Annotated in this window: 18 protein-coding genes; 11 read left to right on the forward strand and 7 right to left on the reverse strand. The window is 62.4% G+C overall.

Translation table 11 applies throughout. The features are described 5' to 3' along the window. Nucleotides 1-5 precede the first annotated feature (5 nt). From FHT75_RS11410 to FHT75_RS11435, 6 genes are all read left to right on the forward strand, one after another. Complete coding sequence (locus FHT75_RS11410) at nt 6-161, forward strand: hypothetical protein (RefSeq protein ID WP_183844801.1); 156 nt, start codon at nt 6-8, stop codon at nt 159-161. Between the two features lie 43 nt (nt 162-204). Continuing rightward, entirely contained in the window at nt 205-2,265 is a 2,061-nt protein-coding gene (kdpB, locus tag FHT75_RS11415) for a potassium-transporting ATPase subunit KdpB (RefSeq protein ID WP_183844800.1), read from the forward strand. Between the two features lie 36 nt (nt 2,266-2,301). Then, nucleotides 2,302-2,871, forward strand: coding sequence for a potassium-transporting ATPase subunit KdpC (kdpC, locus tag FHT75_RS11420; protein ID WP_047612936.1), 570 nt, complete (start codon nt 2,302-2,304; stop codon nt 2,869-2,871). A gap of 301 nt (nt 2,872-3,172) precedes the next feature. Then, complete coding sequence (locus FHT75_RS11425) at nt 3,173-5,881, forward strand: sensor histidine kinase (protein ID WP_183844799.1); 2,709 nt, start codon at nt 3,173-3,175, stop codon at nt 5,879-5,881. After that, entirely contained in the window at nt 5,878-6,570 is a 693-nt protein-coding gene (locus tag FHT75_RS11430) for a response regulator transcription factor (RefSeq protein WP_047614906.1), read from the forward strand. Before FHT75_RS11425 ends, FHT75_RS11430 begins: the two co-directional genes overlap by 4 nt. A gap of 56 nt (nt 6,571-6,626) precedes the next feature. Next, a complete protein-coding gene (locus FHT75_RS11435) occupies nt 6,627-7,082 on the forward strand; it encodes a PTS sugar transporter subunit IIA (RefSeq protein WP_047614905.1) in 456 nt (151 codons plus the stop codon). Between the two features lie 50 nt (nt 7,083-7,132). On the opposite strand, the gene FHT75_RS11440 is transcribed toward FHT75_RS11435, so the two are convergent. After that, the gene (locus FHT75_RS11440) at nt 7,133-8,149 is read right to left on the reverse strand and encodes a porin (protein WP_028756382.1); all 1,017 of its coding nucleotides are present in this window, start codon (nt 8,147-8,149) and stop codon (nt 7,133-7,135) included. 361 nt (nt 8,150-8,510) lie between these two features. On the opposite strand from FHT75_RS11440, the gene FHT75_RS11445 reads away from it, so the two are divergent. The 5 genes from FHT75_RS11445 to FHT75_RS11465 all read left to right on the forward strand — a co-directional run bounded on the left by FHT75_RS11445 (nt 8,511) and on the right by FHT75_RS11465 (nt 13,416). Then, the gene (locus FHT75_RS11445) at nt 8,511-9,536 is read left to right on the forward strand and encodes a sulfate ABC transporter substrate-binding protein (protein WP_183844798.1); all 1,026 of its coding nucleotides are present in this window, start codon (nt 8,511-8,513) and stop codon (nt 9,534-9,536) included. An 8-nt stretch (nt 9,537-9,544) separates the two neighbouring features. Further along, complete coding sequence (gene cysT, locus FHT75_RS11450) at nt 9,545-10,402, forward strand: sulfate ABC transporter permease subunit CysT (RefSeq protein WP_047612932.1); 858 nt, start codon at nt 9,545-9,547, stop codon at nt 10,400-10,402. Next, entirely contained in the window at nt 10,392-11,264 is an 873-nt protein-coding gene (gene cysW, locus FHT75_RS11455) for a sulfate ABC transporter permease subunit CysW (RefSeq protein ID WP_047612930.1), read from the forward strand. Before cysT ends, cysW begins: the two co-directional genes overlap by 11 nt. Nucleotides 11,265-11,274: 10 nt before the next feature. Continuing rightward, the gene (locus FHT75_RS11460) at nt 11,275-12,315 is read left to right on the forward strand and encodes a sulfate/molybdate ABC transporter ATP-binding protein (protein WP_047612928.1); all 1,041 of its coding nucleotides are present in this window, start codon (nt 11,275-11,277) and stop codon (nt 12,313-12,315) included. 252 nt (nt 12,316-12,567) lie between these two features. Then, nucleotides 12,568-13,416, forward strand: a complete 849-nt coding sequence (locus FHT75_RS11465) for a cell wall hydrolase (protein ID WP_047612926.1) — start codon at nt 12,568-12,570, stop codon at nt 13,414-13,416. Between the two features lie 125 nt (nt 13,417-13,541). Here FHT75_RS11465 and pepT read toward each other — a convergent pair whose 3' ends face one another. The 6 genes from pepT to FHT75_RS11495 all read right to left on the reverse strand — a co-directional run bounded on the left by pepT (nt 13,542) and on the right by FHT75_RS11495 (nt 19,890). Then, nucleotides 13,542-14,774, reverse strand: coding sequence for a peptidase T (pepT, locus tag FHT75_RS11470; protein WP_183844797.1), 1,233 nt, complete (start codon nt 14,772-14,774; stop codon nt 13,542-13,544). Between the two features lie 101 nt (nt 14,775-14,875). After that, nucleotides 14,876-15,628, reverse strand: coding sequence for a metallophosphoesterase (locus FHT75_RS11475; protein ID WP_097543461.1), 753 nt, complete (start codon nt 15,626-15,628; stop codon nt 14,876-14,878). A 70-nt stretch (nt 15,629-15,698) separates the two neighbouring features. Then, nucleotides 15,699-16,757: an ABC transporter ATP-binding protein gene (locus FHT75_RS11480; RefSeq protein ID WP_047612917.1), complete on the reverse strand. Its 1,059-nt coding sequence runs from the start codon at nt 16,755-16,757 to the stop codon at nt 15,699-15,701. Nucleotides 16,758-16,762: 5 nt separating this feature from the next. Then, nucleotides 16,763-17,593, reverse strand: a complete 831-nt coding sequence (locus FHT75_RS11485) for a carbohydrate ABC transporter permease (protein WP_047613474.1) — start codon at nt 17,591-17,593, stop codon at nt 16,763-16,765. Between the two features lie 4 nt (nt 17,594-17,597). Further along, complete coding sequence (locus tag FHT75_RS11490; protein ID WP_183844796.1) at nt 17,598-18,533, reverse strand: carbohydrate ABC transporter permease; 936 nt, start codon at nt 18,531-18,533, stop codon at nt 17,598-17,600. Nucleotides 18,534-18,630: 97 nt separating this feature from the next. Next, a complete protein-coding gene (locus FHT75_RS11495; RefSeq protein ID WP_183844795.1) occupies nt 18,631-19,890 on the reverse strand; it encodes an ABC transporter substrate-binding protein in 1,260 nt (419 codons plus the stop codon). Between the last annotated feature and the right edge of the window lie 8 nt (nt 19,891-19,898).

The raw sequence follows: 19,898 nt of genomic DNA on the forward strand, positions 1-19,898 counted from the left end.
ATGCCATGATCCTCCGTCACAGGCTTCGCAATGCCTTCCACCCACGTCCCGGTGCGCCGGGACGTGGGAATGGCCCGAGGCCCCAGGCCTCCGACATCATCCTGGTGATGATGGCAGGCGTCCTCGTCATCGCCGCCATCTTCAAAATCCTACAGGGCTGACCGCTTCCGGTTCGCCATCCTCGTTTCAAAGCTGGAGTCTCTTATGAGCCAGGCAAAATCCGCGAGCATCATGGATTCTCGCATCCTCATTCCGGCTGTGAGCGCCGCTTTCAAAAAGCTCAACCCCCGGGCGCTTGCCAGAAATCCGGTCATGTTTGTCGTCGCCACGGTTTCGGTGCTGACCACCGTGCTTTTCCTGCGCGATCTTGTGGCCGGCAACGGCAATCTCGGCTTCTCGTTCCAGATCAATCTCTGGCTCTGGTTCACCGTGCTGTTTGCCAATTTCGCCGAAGCCGTCGCCGAAGGCCGCGGCAAGGCGCAGGCGGATTCGCTGCGCAAGGCGCGCACCGAAACCCAGGCCAAGCTGCTGACCGCCAATAATGGCAGCGGCTACCGCATGGTGCCGGGCACCAGCCTCAAGGTCGGCGACGTCGTGCTCGTCGAGGCCGGCGGCATCATCCCGTCGGACGGCGAGGTTATCGAAGGCGTGGCCTCCGTCAACGAAGCGGCGATAACAGGCGAATCCGCCCCGGTCATTCGCGAATCCGGCGGCGATCGCTCGGCGGTCACAGGCGGTACGCAGGTGCTGTCCGATTGGATCCGCGTGCGCATCACCGCCGCGGCCGGTTCGACCTTCCTCGACCGGATGATCGCCCTGGTCGAAGGTGCCGAGCGTCAGAAGACCCCGAACGAGATCGCGCTCAACATCCTGCTCGCCGGCATGACGCTGATCTTCGTGCTTGCGACGGCGACGATCCCGAGCTTTGCCATCTATGCCGGCGGCTCGATCCCGATCATCGTGCTGGTCGCCCTCTTCGTGACGCTGATCCCGACGACGATCGGCGCACTGTTGTCGGCGATCGGCATTGCCGGCATGGACCGCCTCGTCCGTTTCAACGTGCTCGCCATGTCCGGCCGTGCCGTCGAAGCCGCCGGCGACGTCGACACGCTGCTGCTCGACAAGACCGGCACGATCACGCTCGGCAATCGCCAGGCGACGACCTTCCGCCCGGTTCGCGGCGTTTCCGAACAGGATCTCGCCGATGCCGCCCAGCTTGCCTCGCTTGCCGACGAAACGCCGGAAGGCCGCTCCATCGTCGTGCTCGCCAAGGAAAAATACGCGATCCGCGGCCGCGACATGGCAAGCCTCAAGGCCACCTTCGTACCCTTCACCGCCCAGACCAGGATGAGCGGCGTCGATCTCGAAGGCTCTTCGATCCGCAAGGGCGCCGTCGATGCCCTGCTCGCCTATGTCAACGGCGACGCACCTTCGAAGAACGGCAGCGAAGTCATGCGCGAGTTGCAATCGATATCAGACGAGGTCGCCAAATCAGGCGGCACGCCGCTGGCAGTCGCCCGCGACGGCCGGCTGCTCGGCGTCATCCAGCTGAAGGATATCGTCAAGGGCGGCATCCGCGAGCGCTTCACGGAACTCCGCCGCATGGGCATCCGCACCGTGATGATCACCGGCGACAACCCGCTGACGGCAGCCGCCATCGCCGCCGAAGCCGGTGTCGACGACTTCCTTGCCCAGGCAACGCCCGAGATGAAGCTGGCGCTGATGCGCGAGGAACAGTCGAAGGGCAAGCTCGTCGCCATGTGCGGCGACGGCACCAACGATGCGCCGGCCCTTGCCCAGGCCGACGTCGGCGTCGCCATGAACACCGGCACGGTTGCCGCCCGCGAGGCCGGCAACATGGTCGATCTCGACTCGGACCCGACGAAGCTCATCGAGATCGTCGAGATCGGCAAACAGCTGCTGATGACGCGCGGCGCGCTGACGACCTTTTCGATCGCCAACGACATCGCCAAGTACTTCGCCATCATCCCGGCGATGTTCCTGACCTTCTACCCGCAGCTCGGCATCCTGAACGTCATGGGACTTTCGACGCCGCAAAGCGCCATCCTCTCGGCGATCATCTTCAATGCACTGATCATTATCGCCTTGATCCCGCTGTCGCTGAAGGGTGTTCGCTACCGTCCGATCGGCGCCGGCGCGCTGCTGTCGCGCAACCTGCTGATCTACGGCCTCGGCGGCATCATCGTCCCCTTCATCGGCATCAAGGCGATCGACATGGCCGTCGCAGCCCTCGGCCTGGCCTAACAAAATTGGCCTGAAACACTCCAAGGAGTCAGAACAATGTTGAAAGAACTTCGTCCGGCGGTCGTCATGATTGTCGCCACCACCGCCATAACAGGCCTTCTCTATCCGCTCGCCATGACCGGCGCCGCCCAGGCCCTCTTCCCAACCCAGGCAAACGGCAGCCTGGTCGAGAAGAACGGCCAGGTGATCGGCTCAACGCTGATCGGCCAGGCCTTCACCAGCGACAAGTATTTCCACGGTCGCCCGTCGGCCGCCGGCGACGGCTACAATGCCGCCGCCTCCAGCGGCTCGAACCTCGGCCCGACCAGCCAGAAGCTGATCGACCGCGTCAAGAGCGATTATGAGGCCGCCAAGGCGGCAAACCCGAGCGCGGCGGTACCGGCCGACCTCGTCACCGCTTCGGGCAGCGGCCTCGATCCCCATATTTCGCCGGAGGCCGCCTATTTCCAGGTGCCGCGCGTCGCCAAAGCGCGAAGCCTGGATGAGGCCAGGGTCAAGGCGTTGGTCGATGGCGCCGTTCAAGGCCGCGAGCTCGGCCTTCTCGGCGAACCCACTGTCAATGTTCTGGCGTTGAACCAGAGCCTTGATGCTTCTATGACTGAGTGAGGGTTGGCAGGTTCAGTGCCGGTTGGCAACAAGGCCAACCCCATTCTCCGTCATCCTCGGGCTTGACCCGAGGATCCATGCCGCAGCTAACGGTGGATGCGGCTGTGGATGCTCGGCTCAAGACCGAGCATGACGGAGGATGGGGCGGGCGTAACGCACCACTTACGGCGCAGACATTTGTGTCAGGAATGCCATCCGCCTGCTGAGCCAAACCATGCCGGCACCTCGGCTAAACTGAGTTGACGAGGGATACGGAGACGTAACGCATTCTCGGTGGCCATCTGCAGAAAGACCGAACTACATGCCAGACGACAATCGCGACCAGGCCGGCAGGCCCTCGCCCGATGCGCTTCTCGAAAAAGCCAGGGCGGAGTCGCGTGGCCGTCTGAAGATTTTTCTGGGTGCCGCGCCCGGCGTCGGCAAGACTTACGAGATGCTGATCTCCGGCCGGGCCAAGATCGCCGACGGTCTCGATGTCGTCATCGGCGTCGTCGAGACCCACGGTCGCAAGGAGACCGAAGCGCTCGTCGCCGGTTTCGAGATCATTCCCCGCGTCGAAATCAGCTACAAGGGCCGGCCGCTCGAGGAAATGGATCTCGACGGTATCCTCGCCCGCCGGCCCGATCTCGTGCTGGTCGACGAACTCGCCCATACCAATGCAGAGGGCAGCCGCCATCCGAAGCGTTACCTCGACGTCAAGGAATTGCTCGATCGCGGCATCGACGTGTATACGACGCTGAACATCCAGCATGTCGAGAGCCTGAACGACGTCGTCTCGCAGATCACCCGCATCCGCGTGCGCGAGACGGTGCCGGACTCGATCATCGACCTTGCCGACGACGTCGAGATCATCGACTTGACGCCGGATGATCTGATCAAGCGCCTGCATGACGGCAAGGTCTATATGCCGCGCACCGCCGAGCGGGCGCTGACCAATTATTTCACGCCCGGCAATCTGACGGCGCTCAGGGAACTGGCGCTGCGCAAGACCGCCCAGCGCGTCGACGACCAGCTGCTCACGCACATGCAGGCCCATGCCATATCAGGCCCCTGGGCGGCGGGCGAACGCGTCCTCGTCTCGATCGACCACCATCCGCGCTCCGCCTCGCTGGTACGCTACGCCGCCCGCATGGCCTCGCGGCTGCGCGCGCCCTGGGCTGCCGTCTATATCGAGACCAACCGCTCGATCAATCTCACCGAGGCCGAGCGCGATACCGTTGCATCCACGCTGCGTCTTGCCGAGCAGCTCGGTGGTGAAGCGATCACCCTTCCCGGCCGCGAAGTCGCCGAAGAGCTCGTCCGCCACGCCACCACCAACAACGTCACCCATATCGTCATCGGCGCCCCGAAGAAGCCGACATGGCGCGATTGGTGGCATCGCTCGATCACCGACGAACTGATCCGCAAGACCGGCGAGATCAGCGTCCATGTCATTTCAGGCAATGAGAAGGACGGCACCACCGCGCGCGGCGTCAGGGCGGCCGCCACGGCGCCGGAACTGGATTTCAGGGCCTACCTGCTGGCGACCGGTTATGTCGCCATCGCGCTCGGCGTCAGCGTCGTGCTCGACCAGGTGCTCGACGTGCGCAACCTCGCCCTCGTCTTCCTGATGGCGGTGCTGACCTCCGCCGTCCTCCATGGACTGCGGCCGGCGCTTTACAGCTGCATCCTCAGCGCTTTATCCTTCAACTTCTTCTTCCTGCCGCCGCGCTACACGCTGACGATCAGCGATCCGGAAAGCGTGCTGGCCCTGTTCTTCTTCCTGGGCGTCGCCATCATCGCCAGCAATCTGACCGCCACCGTGCAGCGCCAGGCGGCGTCCGCGCGCCAGCGGGCGCGCACGACGGAGGATCTCTATCTCTTTTCCAAGAAACTCGCCGTCACCGGTACGCTCGACGACGTGCTCTGGGCGACCGCCTTCCAGCTTGCCTCGATGCTGAAGGTCCGCGTCGTGCTGCTGCTGCCGGAAGAAGGCACGATCGCCGTCAAGGCCGGTTATCCGCCCGACGACACGCTCGACGATGCCGACATCGCCGCCGCCCGCTGGGCCTGGGAGCACAATCACGCCGCCGGCCGCGGCGCCGATACCCTGCCCGGCGCCAAGCGCCTCTACGTGCCGCTCCGAACCGGGCGCGCCGCCGTCGGCGTCATCGGCCTCGACAGCGACCGCCGCGATGGTCCGCTGCTGACGCCGGAGCAGCAGCGGCTGCTCGATGCGCTGGCCGACCAGGCAGCCCTTGCCATCGAACGCGTCCAGCTCGTCGCCGATGTCGACCGGGCAAGACTTGCGGCCGAAGCCGACCGGCTGCGCTCGGCTTTGCTGACCTCGATCTCGCACGATCTGAAGACACCGCTTGCCGCCATCCTCGGCGCCGCCGGCACGCTGCGCGACTATTTCGCCTCGATGCCGGAGGAGGACCGCAGCGACCTGCTGTCGACCGTCGTCGACGAATCCGAGCGCCTCAACCGCTTCATCGCCAACCTGCTCGACATGACCAAGATCGAATCCGGTGCGATGGAGCCGAACCATGCGCTGCATTATGCCGGCGATATCATCGGCAGCGCGCTGCGCCGTGCCGCCAAGATCCTCGACGGCCACAAGACCGAGATGAGCATTCCCGCCGACCTGCCGATGGTGCGCGTCGATCCCGTCCTGTTCGAGCAGGTGATCTTCAACCTGCTCGACAATGCCGCGAAATACGCGCCCGAGGGATCGGTGATCCACATCGAGGGCTGGGCCGATGCCGACAACGTCGTCATCCAGGTTTCGGACGAAGGCCCCGGCATCCCGCCGGCCGATCTCACCCGGGTCTTCGATACCTTCTACCGCGTGCGCAAAGGCGATCAGGTGCGCGCCGGCACCGGGCTTGGCCTTTCCATCTGCCGCGGCTTCATCGAGGCGATGGGCGGCACGATCACCGCCGGCAACCGGACGGGCCGTCCGGGCGCGGTGTTCACCATCCGCCTGCCGAAACCCAACGACATTCCGAAACTGGACGAACTCAGATGACCGGTTCAGCCGTCAAAATCCTCGTCGTCGACGACGAGCCTCCAATCCGCAAGCTGCTCCGCGTCGGCCTGACCGCGCAGGGTTACGAGGTGCAGGAAGCGCCGAACGCCAGCGCCGCCCGGCAGTCGGTCGCCGACGACATGCCCGACCTCATCGTGCTCGACCTCGGCCTGCCCGACAAACCAGGCCACGACCTCTTACAGGAGTGGCGCGACGAAGGGCTTTCCATGCCCGTCGTGATCCTGTCCAGCCGCACCGACGAGGCCGGTATCGTCAAGGCGCTGGAAAGCGGCGCCGACGATTACGTCACCAAGCCCTTCGGCATCAACGAGCTCGGCGCCCGCATCCGTGTGGCGTTGCGCCACCGCCTGCAGCAGCAGGGCGAAAAGGCGATCTTCCAGACCGGCGGCCTGTCGATCGATCTCGTCAAGCGCATCGTCAAGGTCGACGGCAACGAAATAAAATTGTCGCCGAAGGAATACGACATTCTGCGCGTGCTCGCCCAGCATGCTGGCAAGGTGCTGACACACCAGTTTCTTCTGAAACAGGTATGGGGGCCGGCGGCGGATGTGCAGTATCTGCGCGTCTACGTCCGGCAGCTGCGGCAAAAGGTCGAGCAGATTCCCGACCAGCCGCACTATATCACCACCGAAACCGGCGTCGGCTACCGGCTCAGGGAACCGGATTGACCTCCCCTGCCTCCCGCTGCCCGAACAGTATTGAGCCGAACAGCATTGAGAATGACATGAATCTTCCCAACATCATCCGGCCGGAACACACCTTCATCGGCGTGTCGGCGCCGACCAAATGGCGTGCGCTGCAGACCATCGCGGACAAGGCGGCAAAGGCTTTTTCCATCGACGGCCAGGCCATCCTGAAGGCGCTCGAAGCGCGTGAAAAGCTCGGCTCCACCGGCATCGGCAACGGCATCGCCATTCCCCATGCGGCGATCGACGGCATGACCAGCCCGCGCGGCCTTCTCCTCCGCTTCGCCCAGCCGCTGGATTTCGAAGCGATCGACGATATTGCGACGGACATCGCCGTCGTGCTGCTCTTCGGGGAAAACAATCGCGGCGAATATTTGAACGTGCTGTCCGCCATCGCCAGGCGGCTGCAATCGGACGGCGTGCTTGCCGCCATGCGCAAGGCAAGGACGGTCGACGAATTCTATTCCGATTTCATCGCCGATTCCCGGGTGTGAAAAAGGCGCGGCCCGAAGGTCGCGCCCCATTTGTCTGCAATCAGACGATTTTAGAAGTCGCGCTGGAAGCGCAGGAAGCCGAACACTTCGTCGTCGCCTTCGTCCTCATCGTGATATTGCACGCTGAGCTTCGAACGCAGGTCTTCGACAATCTGGTAGTCGATCGTGACACCTGTGGTGTAGGCGCTGCCGCCGGTGAAGCCATTGCCGTCAGCTTCGAGAGCGATGTTTTCGAAGTACTGGAAGCCGGGGGTGACCGACCACTTGTCGTTGATCTTCAGGGCGTATTCTGCTGCGATCGTCCATTCGGACTCTTCGTAGTAGTAGTTGGCGCCGCTCGCCCATACGCCGGCAATGCCGAGCGTGCCAGGGCCGATATCGGCATAGACGATGCCGCGGACAGCGACTTCGCTGGTGTCGGTGTCATAACCGGCAAGCAGGTAGGCGCTGATGGCGCCGGCCTTGTAGGAGACCTGGCCTGCGACACCGAAGTTGTTCGGGCCTTCGCCCGGCTTGGTGGCGTAGTCGTCTTCCAGCTCGTCGACCGAGATGCCGGCCGCGAAAGCGCCGGACTCGTACTGATAACGGATCGAGTTATGGGTCGTCTCGTTGCTGGCGAGCGTATCGGTCTCGCCGCTCATGTCGTCATCCCACCAGCTGTACAGCTTACCGACGCGGAAGCCGGCGATGTCGAGATAACCTTCGTCAAGCAAAGCTTCCTGGTCGGAGGCATTGTCGACATTGTAACGCAGGGTGATGACGCCGGTGAGCGTACCGTACTCGGTGTCGTTCTTGGCCTGGAAGGTGACCTGACCGCGAGTCCAGAAGTTTACGTCGGAATCGCCGGCTATGTCGTCACCGAAGCGCACTTCGGTACGGATGTAACCGCCGATCGAAAGGCATGTTTCCGTCCCCGGAATATAAAAATAGCCGGTCCCATAGGCGTCGCAAACGCGAACATATTCCACGGGCTCGGGTTCCGCCGCCACGATGGCGTCGGCTGCGCGGGCTCCGGAGGCCGCGGCAAGGGCGGCAACGGAGGCAAAAAGCATAGTTCTGATATTCATTTTGAATGGCCCTAACAGGTTTGGAATGCGAGGCGCACTTCAAGGGTTGCCCCCGCGTAGCGGCCGGTGAATACGACCGCACGGAGGCCATATAGGAATCCGCAAGTGTCATCGCGGCAAAATCCAGGCAAAAATCTGCCGGACCATGTCGTTTTCGTGGAGGAACTGTGGCGAAAAAAACACGGTCCTGCCGCACGGCCGTAGCTGACCCCATTGGCCGCGGCCAACTTCGGCACGTCCATTTCCAAATTGCCCCTTAAATGGAATGACATTCTAACGGCAGTGCCGGAACCGGAAGAACCTTCGTTTCATTATACGACTGACTTGATAGTGTTTAGGCACAAACACGGAGGGTTCCCCAATGCAGACACAACGGCTCACCCGGCTCATCGCAGCCGCGGTCATGGCAGGCAGCTTCGCAATCGGGAGCATCGCTCCTGCATTCGCGGATCAGACGCTTCTTAACGTTTCCTACGATCCGACCCGCGAATTGTATAAGGATTTCAACGCCGCCTTTGCCGCCAAGTGGCAGAAGGACACCGGTGAAACCGTGACGATCCAGGCATCGCATGGCGGCTCCGGCGCGCAGGCCCGCTCCGTCATCGACGGCCTCGACGCAGACGTGGTCACCCTGGCCCTCGAAGGCGATATCGACGCCATCGCCAAGAAGACCGGCAAGATCCCGGCCGACTGGAAGTCCAAACTGCCCAACAATTCAACGCCCTATACGTCGACGATCGTCTTCCTGGTCCGCAAGGGCAACCCGAAGGGCATCAAGGATTGGGGCGACCTGATCAAGCACGACGTGCAGGTCATCACCCCGAACCCGAAGACCTCGGGCGGCGCCCGCTGGAACTTCCTGGCCGCCTGGGCATGGGCCAAGCAGGCGAATGGCGGCGACGACGCCAAGGCGCAGGAATATGTGACGAAACTGCTACAGCACGTTCCGGTTCTCGATACCGGCGCCCGCGGCGCGACGACCACCTTCGTCCAGCGCGGCCTCGGCGACGTGCTGCTCGCCTGGGAAAACGAAGCCTATCTTTCGCTTGAAGAGCTCGGTCCCGACCAGTTCGAGATCGTAACGCCGGCCTTCTCCATCCGCGCCGACCCGCCGGTCGCCGTCGTCGACGGCAATGTCGACAAGAAGGGCACGCGCAAGGTCGCCGAAGCCTATCTCAACTACCTCTATTCGGACGAAGGCCAGAAGATCGCCGCCAAGCACTTCTACCGGCCGATCAAGCCTGAAGCCGCCGATCCGGCCGACATCGCCCGCTTCCCGAAGCTGACGCTGGCGACCATCGACGACTTCGGCGGCTGGAAGGACGCACAGCCGAAATTCTTCGGCGACGGCGGCGTATTTGACCAAATCTACAAGCCGGCCCAATAATAGACTTCATGAAAGCACATAGCCCCACGCGGTGGCGGTTCAAGCGGCCGAGCGTCATTCCGGGTTTCGGAATGGCGCTCGGCCTTACCTTGACCTGGCTCACCCTTCTGATCCTCATCCCGCTCTCGGGCCTTGCCGTCCGGTCGAGCGCCCTCGGCTGGGAGCAATTCTGGTCGATCGCGTTCGATCAGCGCATATTGAACGCGCTGCGCATCAGCTTCGGCAGCGCCTTCATCGCCGCGACCATCAACGCCATCTTTGGCATCATCCTTGCCTGGGTGCTGGTGCGCTACCGTTTCCCCGGCAAGCGCGTCATCGATGCCATGGTCGACCTGCCCTTCGCGCTGCCGACCGCCGTCGCCGGCATCGCATTGGCGGCGCTCTATGCGCCGAATGGCTGGGTCGGCCAGTTTCTGACGCCGCTCGGTATCAAGATCGCCTTTACGCCGGCCGGCATCGTCGTGGCGCTGATCTTCGTCGGCCTGCCCTTCGTGGTGCGCACCGTGCAGCCGGTCATGGAGGAAATCGACAAGGAAGTGGAGGAAGCCGCAGCAACGCTCGGCGCCAACCGCTTCCAGACGATTTTCCGCGTGTTGCTGCCGGGGCTGGCGCCTGCCGTGCTCACCGGCTTCGCGCTCGCCTTTGCCCGCGGCGTCGGCGAATACGGCTCGGTGATCTTCATCGCCGGCAACCTGCCGTTCAAATCGGAGATCGCGCCGCTGCTGATCATCATCAAACTCGAAGAGTATAATTACGCGGCAGCGACCGGCATTGCGGCAATCATGCTGGTGATCTCGTTCGCCATGCTGCTCGTCATCAACCTCATCCAGAGCTGGAGCAGGCGGAGGTACGGCTATGGCGCTTGATGCGACCGTTCAACCCGCGAAGCTGCGTTCGGTGACCACCGAAAACAGGATCGCGCGCTTCACCCTGATCGCCATCTCGCTGATCTTCCTGCTGCTGATCCTGCTTCTGCCGCTTGCAGCCGTCTTCGTCGAGGCCTTCCGCAAGGGGCCTGCCCCCTTCTTCCAGGCGCTCGCCGATACCGAGACCTTCTCGGCGATTCGCCTGACGCTGATCGTTGCCGGCGTCAGCGTGCCGCTCAACCTCATCTTCGGGGTTGCCGCCGCCTGGGCGATCGCCAAGTTCGAGTTCAAGGGCAAGGCCTTCCTGACGACGCTGATCGACCTGCCCTTCTCGGTGTCGCCCGTCATATCGGGTCTGGTCTTCGTTCTGCTGTTCGGGTCCAGCACCTGGCTTGGCCAGTGGTTCAGCGCGCACGACATCAAGATCCTATTTGCGGTGCCGGGATTGATCCTCGCGACGATGTTCGTCACCTTCCCCTTCGTCGCCCGCGAACTGATCCCGTTGATGCAGGAACAGGGAACTGCCGACGAGGAGGCAGCCCTTTCGCTCGGCGCCAGCGGCTGGCAGACCTTCTGGTACGTGACGCTACCGAATATCAAATGGGGCCTGCTCTACGGCGTGCTGCTCTGCAACGCCCGCGCCATGGGCGAATTCGGCGCCGTCTCGGTGGTGTCGGGCCACATCCGCGGCCAGACGAACACCATGCCGCTGCAGGTGGAGATTCTCTACAACGAGTATAATTTCACCGGTGCTTTTGCCGTCGCCACGCTTTTGGCCTTGCTCGCGCTCGTGACTCTTGTTTTGAAGACGCTGCTGGAAATGCGCTATAGCGCTGAAATCGCCGCCAGCCGGCGGCACTGAAGGATTTGGAATGGAAGTACGCGTTCAAAACATTCGCAAGGAATTCGATCGTTTTCCGGCGCTGCACGATGTCTCGCTCGACATCCGCTCCGGCGAGCTGATCGCACTGCTCGGCCCTTCGGGCTCCGGCAAGACGACATTGCTGCGCCTGATCGCCGGCCTGGAAAGCCCGACCGAGGGACTGATCTTCTTCGGCGACGAAGATGCCTCGAAGAAATCGGTGCAGCAGCGCAATATCGGCTTCGTCTTCCAGCATTACGCTCTGTTCCGCTACATGACGGTGCTCGAAAACGTCTCCTTCGGCCTGAAGGTCAGAAGCGGTGCGCGGCGACCGCCGAAGGCCGACATCCGCCGGCGGGCGCTGGAACTGCTCGAACTCGTGCAGCTTTCCGGCCTTGAGAAACGCTATCCGGCCCAGCTTTCCGGCGGCCAGCGCCAGCGCGTGGCGCTGGCCCGCGCCATGGCCGTCGAGCCGAACGTGCTGCTGCTCGACGAACCCTTCGGCGCGCTCGACGCCCAGGTGCGCAAGGACCTGCGCAAGTGGCTGCGCGAGATCCACGACCGCACCGGACACACCACCGTCTTCGTCACCCACGACCAGGACGAGGCGCTGGAGCTTGCCGACCGCGTCGTCGTCATGAGCCAGGGGGCGATCGAACAGGTCGGCACGCCGGACCAGGTCTACGACAATCCGAATTCTCCCTTCGTCTTCGGCTTCATCGGCCAGTCGAACTGCCTGCAGGTCGAGATATCGGACGGCGACATCCGCTTCGACGGCCGCTCGCTCGGCCTCAATGCCGAGGGCGAACCGGATGGCGCGGCGCAGCTCTACTTCCGCCCGCATGACGTCAGGCTCTGCGAATCAGCTGAAAACTGCATCGCCGGCCAGCCGGTCTCCAGCCGCCGCGTGGCCGGCACCCGCCATATCGAACTCGATATCGGCAACGACCGCCCGCATATCGAGATCGAGCTGCCGCCGAGCGAGGCGGAAAGACTCGACCGCAACCGCGTGGCCTTCAAGCCGACCCGCTGGAAGTTGTTCCGCAGTTGATGGAGATTATTCCGCGCGTCTTTTTAGGCCGCGCAAACGGCGCTGTAACCTTTTGAGTTGCTGCATAATTCCTTAATTTTCAGGAATTATGCAGCAGGCGGCATCAGGGCTCATCGCCGAAGTCGCACATGGCGAGAGTCCTTCAGGCTTTTTGTGATCTAAGGTTGTTTGTATTTCAGTCATATGACGAGTAAAAGATTTTGCGCGTTAATCATAAAGGGCTGGACTAATCCCGATAGGAGGCACCTGGCGTTGAGGGCGGAGATTTCCTTTGGAAAATCCCTGATCGGGATTTTGTTCGTAGGGCTGGCAGCCGCGGGCTGCACGACGACATCGAAACCGGCGGCAACGGCGGCGAAGACCACGACGAAGCAGGTTCAAACCGCAAAGGTCACCTTCAATTACACGGCCAAGGATCGCGAGTGCCTGCAGCGCGCCATGTATTTCGAATCGCAGCATTCCGATGAGGACGGCTACATGGCCGTCGGGACCGTTGTCATGAACAGGCTCACCTCAGGCGCCTATCCCACGTCCATCTGCGGTATCGTGGCCCAGAAAAGGCAGTTCGCGCCCGGCGTGATGACTCGCGAAGTCAAGCCGCAAGCGGAAACGGAGCTTGCCAGCGCGGCGGATGCGATCCTTATCAAGGGCGCGCGCCATCCTGCGGTGAAGGATGCGATGTTCTTCCACACCGAAGGGCTGAAATTCCCCTACGACAACATGCATTATGTGACGGTCGCCGGCGGCAACGCCTTCTACGAGAAGCGCGATTCCAACGGCATGCTTGAAACGCCGCCGCCGCTGCCCTCCTACGAGGTGGCAATGAATTATGTGCCTGGCGAAAGCATGCTGCCGCCGCAATTCGAGGCACTGATACCCTCGGCCGTTCCCGTTCCTCTCCCGGCTCCCGACCCCATGGCCACGGCGAGCACGGCATCGATGCAGATCACGGCGCCGGTGACTTCTCCGGCACCGGCGCCGGCACCGTCAATCGAGCCCGAGCCGGGAATGCCGATTGCGATCCCCATTCCCCGCCCGGCCTATGACAGCGTGATGCTGCGCGAAAGCCTGCCGGCGAATGTCGCTAAACCCGCCATTTGAGAACTGCCCATAGCGCCGTGCGTCCTTTCGGACGCACAAAGGACGCACTGACACTTTCACCGCTCGCATCGTGCTTTCAAAAATCGATTCCGATTTTCGCGCCGATGCGCTGGAGGCAAGAAGCTTTAGGCGCGCTCTTCCCAGACCTTCGCCAGTTCCACGATCGTCTTAACGGCCTTTTCCATGTCCTGCCGGCTCACCCATTCGAGCGGCGAGTGAAAAGCATGGCCGCCGGCGAAGATGTTCGGGCACGGCAATCCCATGAAGGAAAGGCGCGAGCCATCCGTGCCGCCGCGGATGCTGCCGCGCACCGGCGTCATGCCCGCCCGGCGCACCGCCTCGACAGCGTTGTCGACGATCTCCGGGTGACGGTCGAGCACCACCTTCATGTTGCGATACTGCTCCTTCACCTCGAACCGATAGGTCGAGCCCGGATAGGCTGACATCACGTCTTTGACGATGGCTTCGAGCATGGTTTCCTTTTCCACCAGCCCCTTGTCGGTGAAGTCGCGGATGATCAGACTGAGCGTCGCCTTCTCCATCGAGCCGGTCACCCCTGTGGGATGAATGAAGCCCTGCTTCCCCTCGGTGGTCTCAGGCGCGACATCCCTAGGCAGCCGGTCGATGATAGCGCCGGCGATCTTGATGGCGTTTTCCATGCGGTCCTTGGCGAAGCCGGGATGGATCGCCACGCCGGATATGCCGATCTCGACGCCATCGGCCGAGAAGGTCTCGTCCTCGATATGGCCTGATGTCTCGCCGTCCATCGTATAGGCGAAGTCGGCACCGAGCTTCTTCAGGTCGACCTTGTTGACGCCGCGCCCGACTTCCTCGTCTGGTGTGAACAGGATCTTGATCGTCCCGTGCCTGATATCGGGATTGTCGACGAGGATCTGGGCGGCGGCCATGATCTCCGCCAGTCCGGCCTTGTCGTCGGCGCCGAGCAATGTCGTGCCATCGGTGGTGACGATGTCGTTGCCGATCTGGTTCTTCAGTTCGGGATGATCGCTGACGCGGATCACCCGGCTGGTGTCGCCGGCAAGCCTGATATCCCCACCCGCATAATTTCTGACGATCTGCGGCTTGACGCCAGTGCCGCTGAAATCGGGCGCCGTATCCATATGCGAGCAGAAACAAATGACCGGAACCGTCTTGTCGCTATTGGCCGGGATGGTCGCATAGACATAGCCGTGTTCGTCGAGATGTGCGTCCGCAAGACCGATCTTCAGCAGCTCCTCGACCAGAACCCGTCCGAGGTCCTTCTGCTTGCCGGTGGTCGGCTGCGTCGACGAGGAAGGATCGGATTGCGTGTCGATGACGACATAGCGGAGAAAGCGGTCGAGAACAGTGTCGGTCATGGCATCCAATCCAGCAAGAGCACGCGAAGGATATAGCCCTCATGGGCGATGCGGCAAAAGATTTTTCCGCGCGGCACGTGAGGAATGACCATGCAATCCTTTCATACGCCCATGTCGGATGCCGGAACCGAGACCACGTGCGAAACCAACCTGCCGTCGCTGACCTCATGCATGAGAAAGGACGGAGCGTCGATCACCGAAAGATCGGGCCGGCCTTCCAGCAGAAGCGGATTGGGCGGGCAGAGGGAGCCGCAGGTCTGGACAGGGATCGATCCCAAAAGACCAAACGCGGGGCGGTGGACATGGCCGCAGAGAATCGCCAGCGGCAGCTTGTGCATCGTCTCGAGGCAGCCGAGAAGCGCACTGCCGTTCCTGCATCCGACCTGGTCCAGCGCCTCGATGCCAATCCTAAATGGCGGCTGATGCATGAACAGAAGGGAGGGCATCGTCACGTCGGCAAACACGCTCATCAGCCACGGCAGATGCGGCAGGACGTCGCCGTAGCTCTGACCGGCGACGGTCAGATCGACCCCGAAGAGAGTCAGGCCATCGACGGCTGTCCGGAAGTGCATCGGGCCCGTCGCGTTGATCCACGTGCCAACGGCAGCAAGTTCGGACCGCATCAATCGCACATCGTCACCGTTGCCCGGCAACAGGTGGACAGGGCAGTCCAGCGACCGCAGGCATTCGGCGACCAGGCGATAGCCTTGCCGCCATCCGTCGTCCACCAGATCTCCGGTGACAACAAGCGCATCCGGGCGGAACATCCTCAGCCAGCCGATTGCTCGCTCCAGCGTCTGGAGCGACGAAAGGTCCGGCCTGGCATGGATATCGGATATCTGCGCGACGAGCATATCGTGCCTCCCATCTCTGCCGGAGACAGTATGCCGAAACCGACAGCATCGGGCTACCGGCCTTAACCTTTCAATCGACGCGTTTTCCCTCGTCGTCGAACACATGCAGATATTGCGCCGGGAAGGCGACGTTGACCTTCGGGCCGGCCTTCAGCGCTTCGCGGTTCAGCGTGAAGATCTTGAACGGCAGGCCATGCAGGGAAAGGTGCAGGATGATGCCGAAGCCTGTGGGTTCGACGAGTTCCACATCCGTGGCAAGGCCCGCGCCGCCGTTGCTCATCACTACATGCTCCGGCCGGATGCCGAGCGTCACCTTTGCCCCGTCGGCAAGCGGCAAAGGCTTTGCAAGCGGCACGATCGTGCCGTCCTTCAGCCTCACGCCGCCGGCATCATAGGTGGCCTCGAGGAAGTTCATCCCCGGCGAACCGATGAAGCCGGCAACGAAGAGATTGGCGGGGCGGTCGTAGAGTTCGAGCGGACTGCCAACCTGCTGGACCACCCCGCCATGCATGGCGACGATCCGGTCCGCCAGGGTCATTGCCTCGATCTGGTCGTGGGTCACGTAGATCGAGGTCGCCTTCAGGTCGCCGTGCAGTTTCTTGATCTCGGCGCGCATCTGTTCGCGCAGGCGGGCATCGAGATTGGACAGCGGTTCGTCGAACAGGAAGGCCTTCGGCTGACGCACGATCGCGCGACCCATGGCGACGCGCTGGCGCTGGCCGCCGGAAAGCGCCTTCGGCCTTCGCTCGAGCAGCGGATCGAGGCCGAGCTTGGCGGCGGCCGCGGCCACGGCGCTGGTGATTTTCTCCTTCGCCACCTTCCGGAGCTTGAGGCTATAGCTCATATTGCCGGCGACGTTCATATGCGGATAAAGCGCATAGGACTGGAACACCATGGCGATGTCGCGATCCTTGGGATGCAGCTCGTTCACCCTGGTGCCGGCGATGCGGATCTCGCCTGATGTGACATCCTCCAGCCCGGCGATCATGCGCAGCAGCGTGGACTTGCCGCAGCCGGACGGGCCGACGAGCACGACGAATTCGCCATCCTGGATTTCGAGCTCGACGCCGTGCAGCACCTGCACGTGGCCATAGGCTTTGCGGATATTCCGGATATCGATCGATGCCATTTTGTTTAACCCTTGACCGCGCCGGCCGTCAGGCCCTGGACGAGATAGCGCTGGATGAGCAGGAAGAAGAGGCCGGCCGGAATGAGCGCCATGATGCCCGCCGCCATCATCTGCCCGAAATCCACCGAGAATTTCGAAACGAAGGTGAGCAGGCCGACGGGGAAGGTCGCCGCGTCATTGCCGTTGATCAGCATCAGCGCGAAGAGCAGTTCGCTCCAGGCGGCGGTGAAGACGAAGCCGAGCGTGGCGGCGATGCCCGGCAGCGTCAGCGGCAGGATGATCTGACGAAACGCCGTGAACTGCGTCGCCCCGTCGATCATCGCCGCCTCTTCGAGATCTCTCGGAATGCCGTCGAAGAAGGACTGCATCAGGAAGGTGGCGAAAGGCACGTTGAAGGCAGTGTAGACGATGACGAGCCCGGTCAGACTGTTGGTCAGATGCAAGGGCGACAGGATCTTGAAGATCGGCGCCACCAGCATGACCAGCGGGAACATCTGGGTCAGCAGCATCAGGGCGACGATCCAGTATTTTGCCCGGAAATTGAAGCGCGACAGCGCGTAGCCGGACAGCGAGGCGCAGATCGTCACGGTCACCGCCGTCGCGGTCGAGACGATCAAGCTGTTCTTGAAGAAGGTCGGAAAGGCGCTGTGCTCCAGCACGAAGGCATAGTGATCCCATGTCGTGCGCGACGGCCACATGCGCACACCTTCGGTATAGAGCAGGTCGTTCGGCGTCACCGAAACCTTGAGCAGCCAGAACAATGGAAAGAGCGCGAAGGCGATGTAGCAGAGGATCGCCAGGCGGTGTGCGATGGTCGGAATGACGGATCGTCTCATCATCTCAATCCTTGTTCAGCAGCGTCTGCCGAAGCAGGATGATCAGCATCGAATAGGCAAGCAGCAGCACGAGCAGCACCAGCGCGATCGCCGAGGCATAACCGAAATCGAGCCGCCGGAAGGCCGTGGTGAAGATGTAGCTGGCGACGATCTGTGTGCGATCCGCCGGCCCGCCATTGGTCATGACGACGATGAGATCGGCGAAATTGGAAATCCAGACGGTGCGCAGCAGTACGGTGATGGCGATCGTCGGCGCCAGAAACGGCAGGGTGATCGAGCGGAAGCGCTGGAACCAGCCGGCGCCGTCGATCGACGCCGCCTCATAGAGATCGCGCGGGATCGCCTGCAGGGCGGCAAGCAGCGTGATGGCGAAGAAGGGAATGCCCCACCAGACATTGGCGGCAATCGGCCCCCACATCGCATAATTGGGATCGGAGAGGATATTGCCCGGCTCATGCATCAGCCCAAGGGCGAAGAGCCAGTGCGGGATCGGCCCGATGACGGGATTGAACAGCCAGGCCCAGTTGAGGCCGGCGAGGAAGGACGGCACGGCCCAGGGCAGGAAGACCAATGCCTGCGCGATTGCCCGGCCCTTAAACGGCTTGTCGAGCAGCAGCGCCAGGATCAGCCCGAAGACGAACTGCAGGACGACGGAGGCGCCGGTCCACCAGAGCGTGTTCCGCAACGCCCCATAGAAGGCGGCATCCCCGGCAAGCTCGCGGAAATGATCGAGCCCGACGAAGCCGCCGGAAAACGGATTGAGCAGCTGGATATCGCGGAAGGCATAGGAAACACCGACCGTCAGCGGCACCAGCATCACCGCGATGATCAGGATCAGCGACGGCGCGCTGTAGAGATAGGGCTCCGAAGCATCGGCAACGCGACGCAGCCATGGCCTGCGGTCGCGACGCATGTTGAGCGTATCGGCGGAAATGGTCATCAGCCAAGGGTTCCCGTTCGCGGCGTTCTTGCGCCGTCTGCGTCATAAAAAGAAGCGGCGGCGGCCTGTTCTGCAGCCGCCGCCGTCGGTCCGTCGCTTACTTCTTAGCGAGGAACTTCTGCTGCGCCTTGGTGAGGTAGTCCGCCCACTGATCGGCCAGATCCTTCGCCGAGATATCGCCGAGCAAGGCCTGCTGCGAAGTCTTGATCGCCAGCGAATCCTTGAAGAAGGCGAACTCCTCGAGGTAGGTCGGCATGACTGTGGGCACCGTGTTCGGGTCCGCCAGTTCCTCGAACCAGCCCTTGAACTGGTCACCGGCATAGAAGGGATCCTTCTCGGCCGCCGTATAGGCCGGCAGGGCGCCGATGCGCTTGTTCCACTCGATATTGCCTTCCGGCCCTTCAAGGGTGGCGATCAGCTTCCAGGAGAGATCCTTGTTGCCGCTGGTTGAAAACATCGACCAGCCGCCATAGCCGATCGTCGGGAAGGACTTGCCGTCGGGACCCTTCGGCAGCGGCATGACGCCGAAATCTTCTTTTTTCATGCGTTCGGCAATGGCGATCAGCGCATCCGGATCCTGATCGAGGAACGCGCAGGTGCCGGAATAGAAACCGGCGACGACTTCGTTGAAGCCCCAGTTGACGCTATCCTTCGGCGCATAGCCCTTCTTGTAGAGATCGACCATCCATTCGATGCCCTTGGCCCAACCGGGGCTGTTCATCGTCGAGGTGCCGTCGTCGTTGAAGTACTTGTTCGAACCGGCCATCGTGGCGGCGAAGATCATCCAGCCGTTGAGACCGCCCGGTCCGCCGCGCATGCAGTAACCGTATTTGCCGGGGAGCTTGGAAACCTTTTCCGAAGCGGCGGTGAATTCTTCCAGCGTCTTCGGTGGCGCGGCCACACCGGCTTCCGAAAGCAGCTTCTTGTTGTAGAACATCGCCCTGAGATAGAAGCCGTAGGGCAGCATATAGGCGGTGTTCTTGACGTCGCGGCCGAGTTCGAGCGCGCGCGGCGTCAGCTCCTTGGTGTGCTCCCACTTTTCGAGGTAGGGCTCCAGGCTCTCGAGCATGCCGTTATTGGCATAGAGCGACAGCCAGGTATCGGGCATTTCCATCACATCGGGCACGTCGCCGGCCGATACCATGGTCGCGAACTTCTGGAACGCTTCGTTCCAGGGCAGCGAGATGATGTCGACCTTCGTGCCGGGATTGGCGGCTTCGAACTTGCCGACGATCGATTTCAGCGTTTCGGTGCGCTCCGGGCTGGTGATGACTTCGACAAGCTTCAGCGTCGTATCGGCAAAGGCCGTGCCCGCCATCATCGAAGCAAAGAGCGTTGAGATTATTAGTTTTTTCATGGCTCAGT

Source organism: Rhizobium sp. BK112, from assembly GCF_014193215.1.
Classification (GTDB): domain Bacteria; phylum Pseudomonadota; class Alphaproteobacteria; order Rhizobiales; family Rhizobiaceae; genus Rhizobium; species Rhizobium anhuiense.

Bases quoted from the DNA above. Each gene is read 5' to 3' on its own strand.
- FHT75_RS11410 (WP_183844801.1), top strand. From the start codon at position 6: ATGATCCTCCGTCACAGGCTTCGCAATGCCTTCCACCCACGTCCCGGT.
- kdpB (WP_183844800.1), top strand. From the start codon at position 205: ATGAGCCAGGCAAAATCCGCGAGCATCATGGATTCTCGCATCCTCATT.
- kdpC (WP_047612936.1), top strand. From the start codon at position 2,302: ATGTTGAAAGAACTTCGTCCGGCGGTCGTCATGATTGTCGCCACCACC.
- FHT75_RS11425 (WP_183844799.1), top strand. From the start codon at position 3,173: ATGCCAGACGACAATCGCGACCAGGCCGGCAGGCCCTCGCCCGATGCG.
- FHT75_RS11430 (WP_047614906.1), top strand. From the start codon at position 5,878: ATGACCGGTTCAGCCGTCAAAATCCTCGTCGTCGACGACGAGCCTCCA.
- FHT75_RS11435 (WP_047614905.1), top strand. From the start codon at position 6,627: ATGAATCTTCCCAACATCATCCGGCCGGAACACACCTTCATCGGCGTG.
- FHT75_RS11440 (WP_028756382.1), bottom strand. From the start codon at position 8,149: ATGAATATCAGAACTATGCTTTTTGCCTCCGTTGCCGCCCTTGCCGCG.
- FHT75_RS11445 (WP_183844798.1), top strand. From the start codon at position 8,511: ATGCAGACACAACGGCTCACCCGGCTCATCGCAGCCGCGGTCATGGCA.
- cysT (WP_047612932.1), top strand. From the start codon at position 9,545: ATGAAAGCACATAGCCCCACGCGGTGGCGGTTCAAGCGGCCGAGCGTC.
- cysW (WP_047612930.1), top strand. From the start codon at position 10,392: ATGGCGCTTGATGCGACCGTTCAACCCGCGAAGCTGCGTTCGGTGACC.
- FHT75_RS11460 (WP_047612928.1), top strand. From the start codon at position 11,275: ATGGAAGTACGCGTTCAAAACATTCGCAAGGAATTCGATCGTTTTCCG.
- pepT (WP_183844797.1), bottom strand. From the start codon at position 14,774: ATGACCGACACTGTTCTCGACCGCTTTCTCCGCTATGTCGTCATCGAC.
- FHT75_RS11475 (WP_097543461.1), bottom strand. From the start codon at position 15,628: ATGCTCGTCGCGCAGATATCCGATATCCATGCCAGGCCGGACCTTTCG.
- FHT75_RS11480 (WP_047612917.1), bottom strand. From the start codon at position 16,757: ATGGCATCGATCGATATCCGGAATATCCGCAAAGCCTATGGCCACGTG.
- FHT75_RS11485 (WP_047613474.1), bottom strand. From the start codon at position 17,593: ATGAGACGATCCGTCATTCCGACCATCGCACACCGCCTGGCGATCCTC.
- FHT75_RS11490 (WP_183844796.1), bottom strand. From the start codon at position 18,533: ATGACCATTTCCGCCGATACGCTCAACATGCGTCGCGACCGCAGGCCA.
- FHT75_RS11495 (WP_183844795.1), bottom strand. From the start codon at position 19,890: ATGAAAAAACTAATAATCTCAACGCTCTTTGCTTCGATGATGGCGGGC.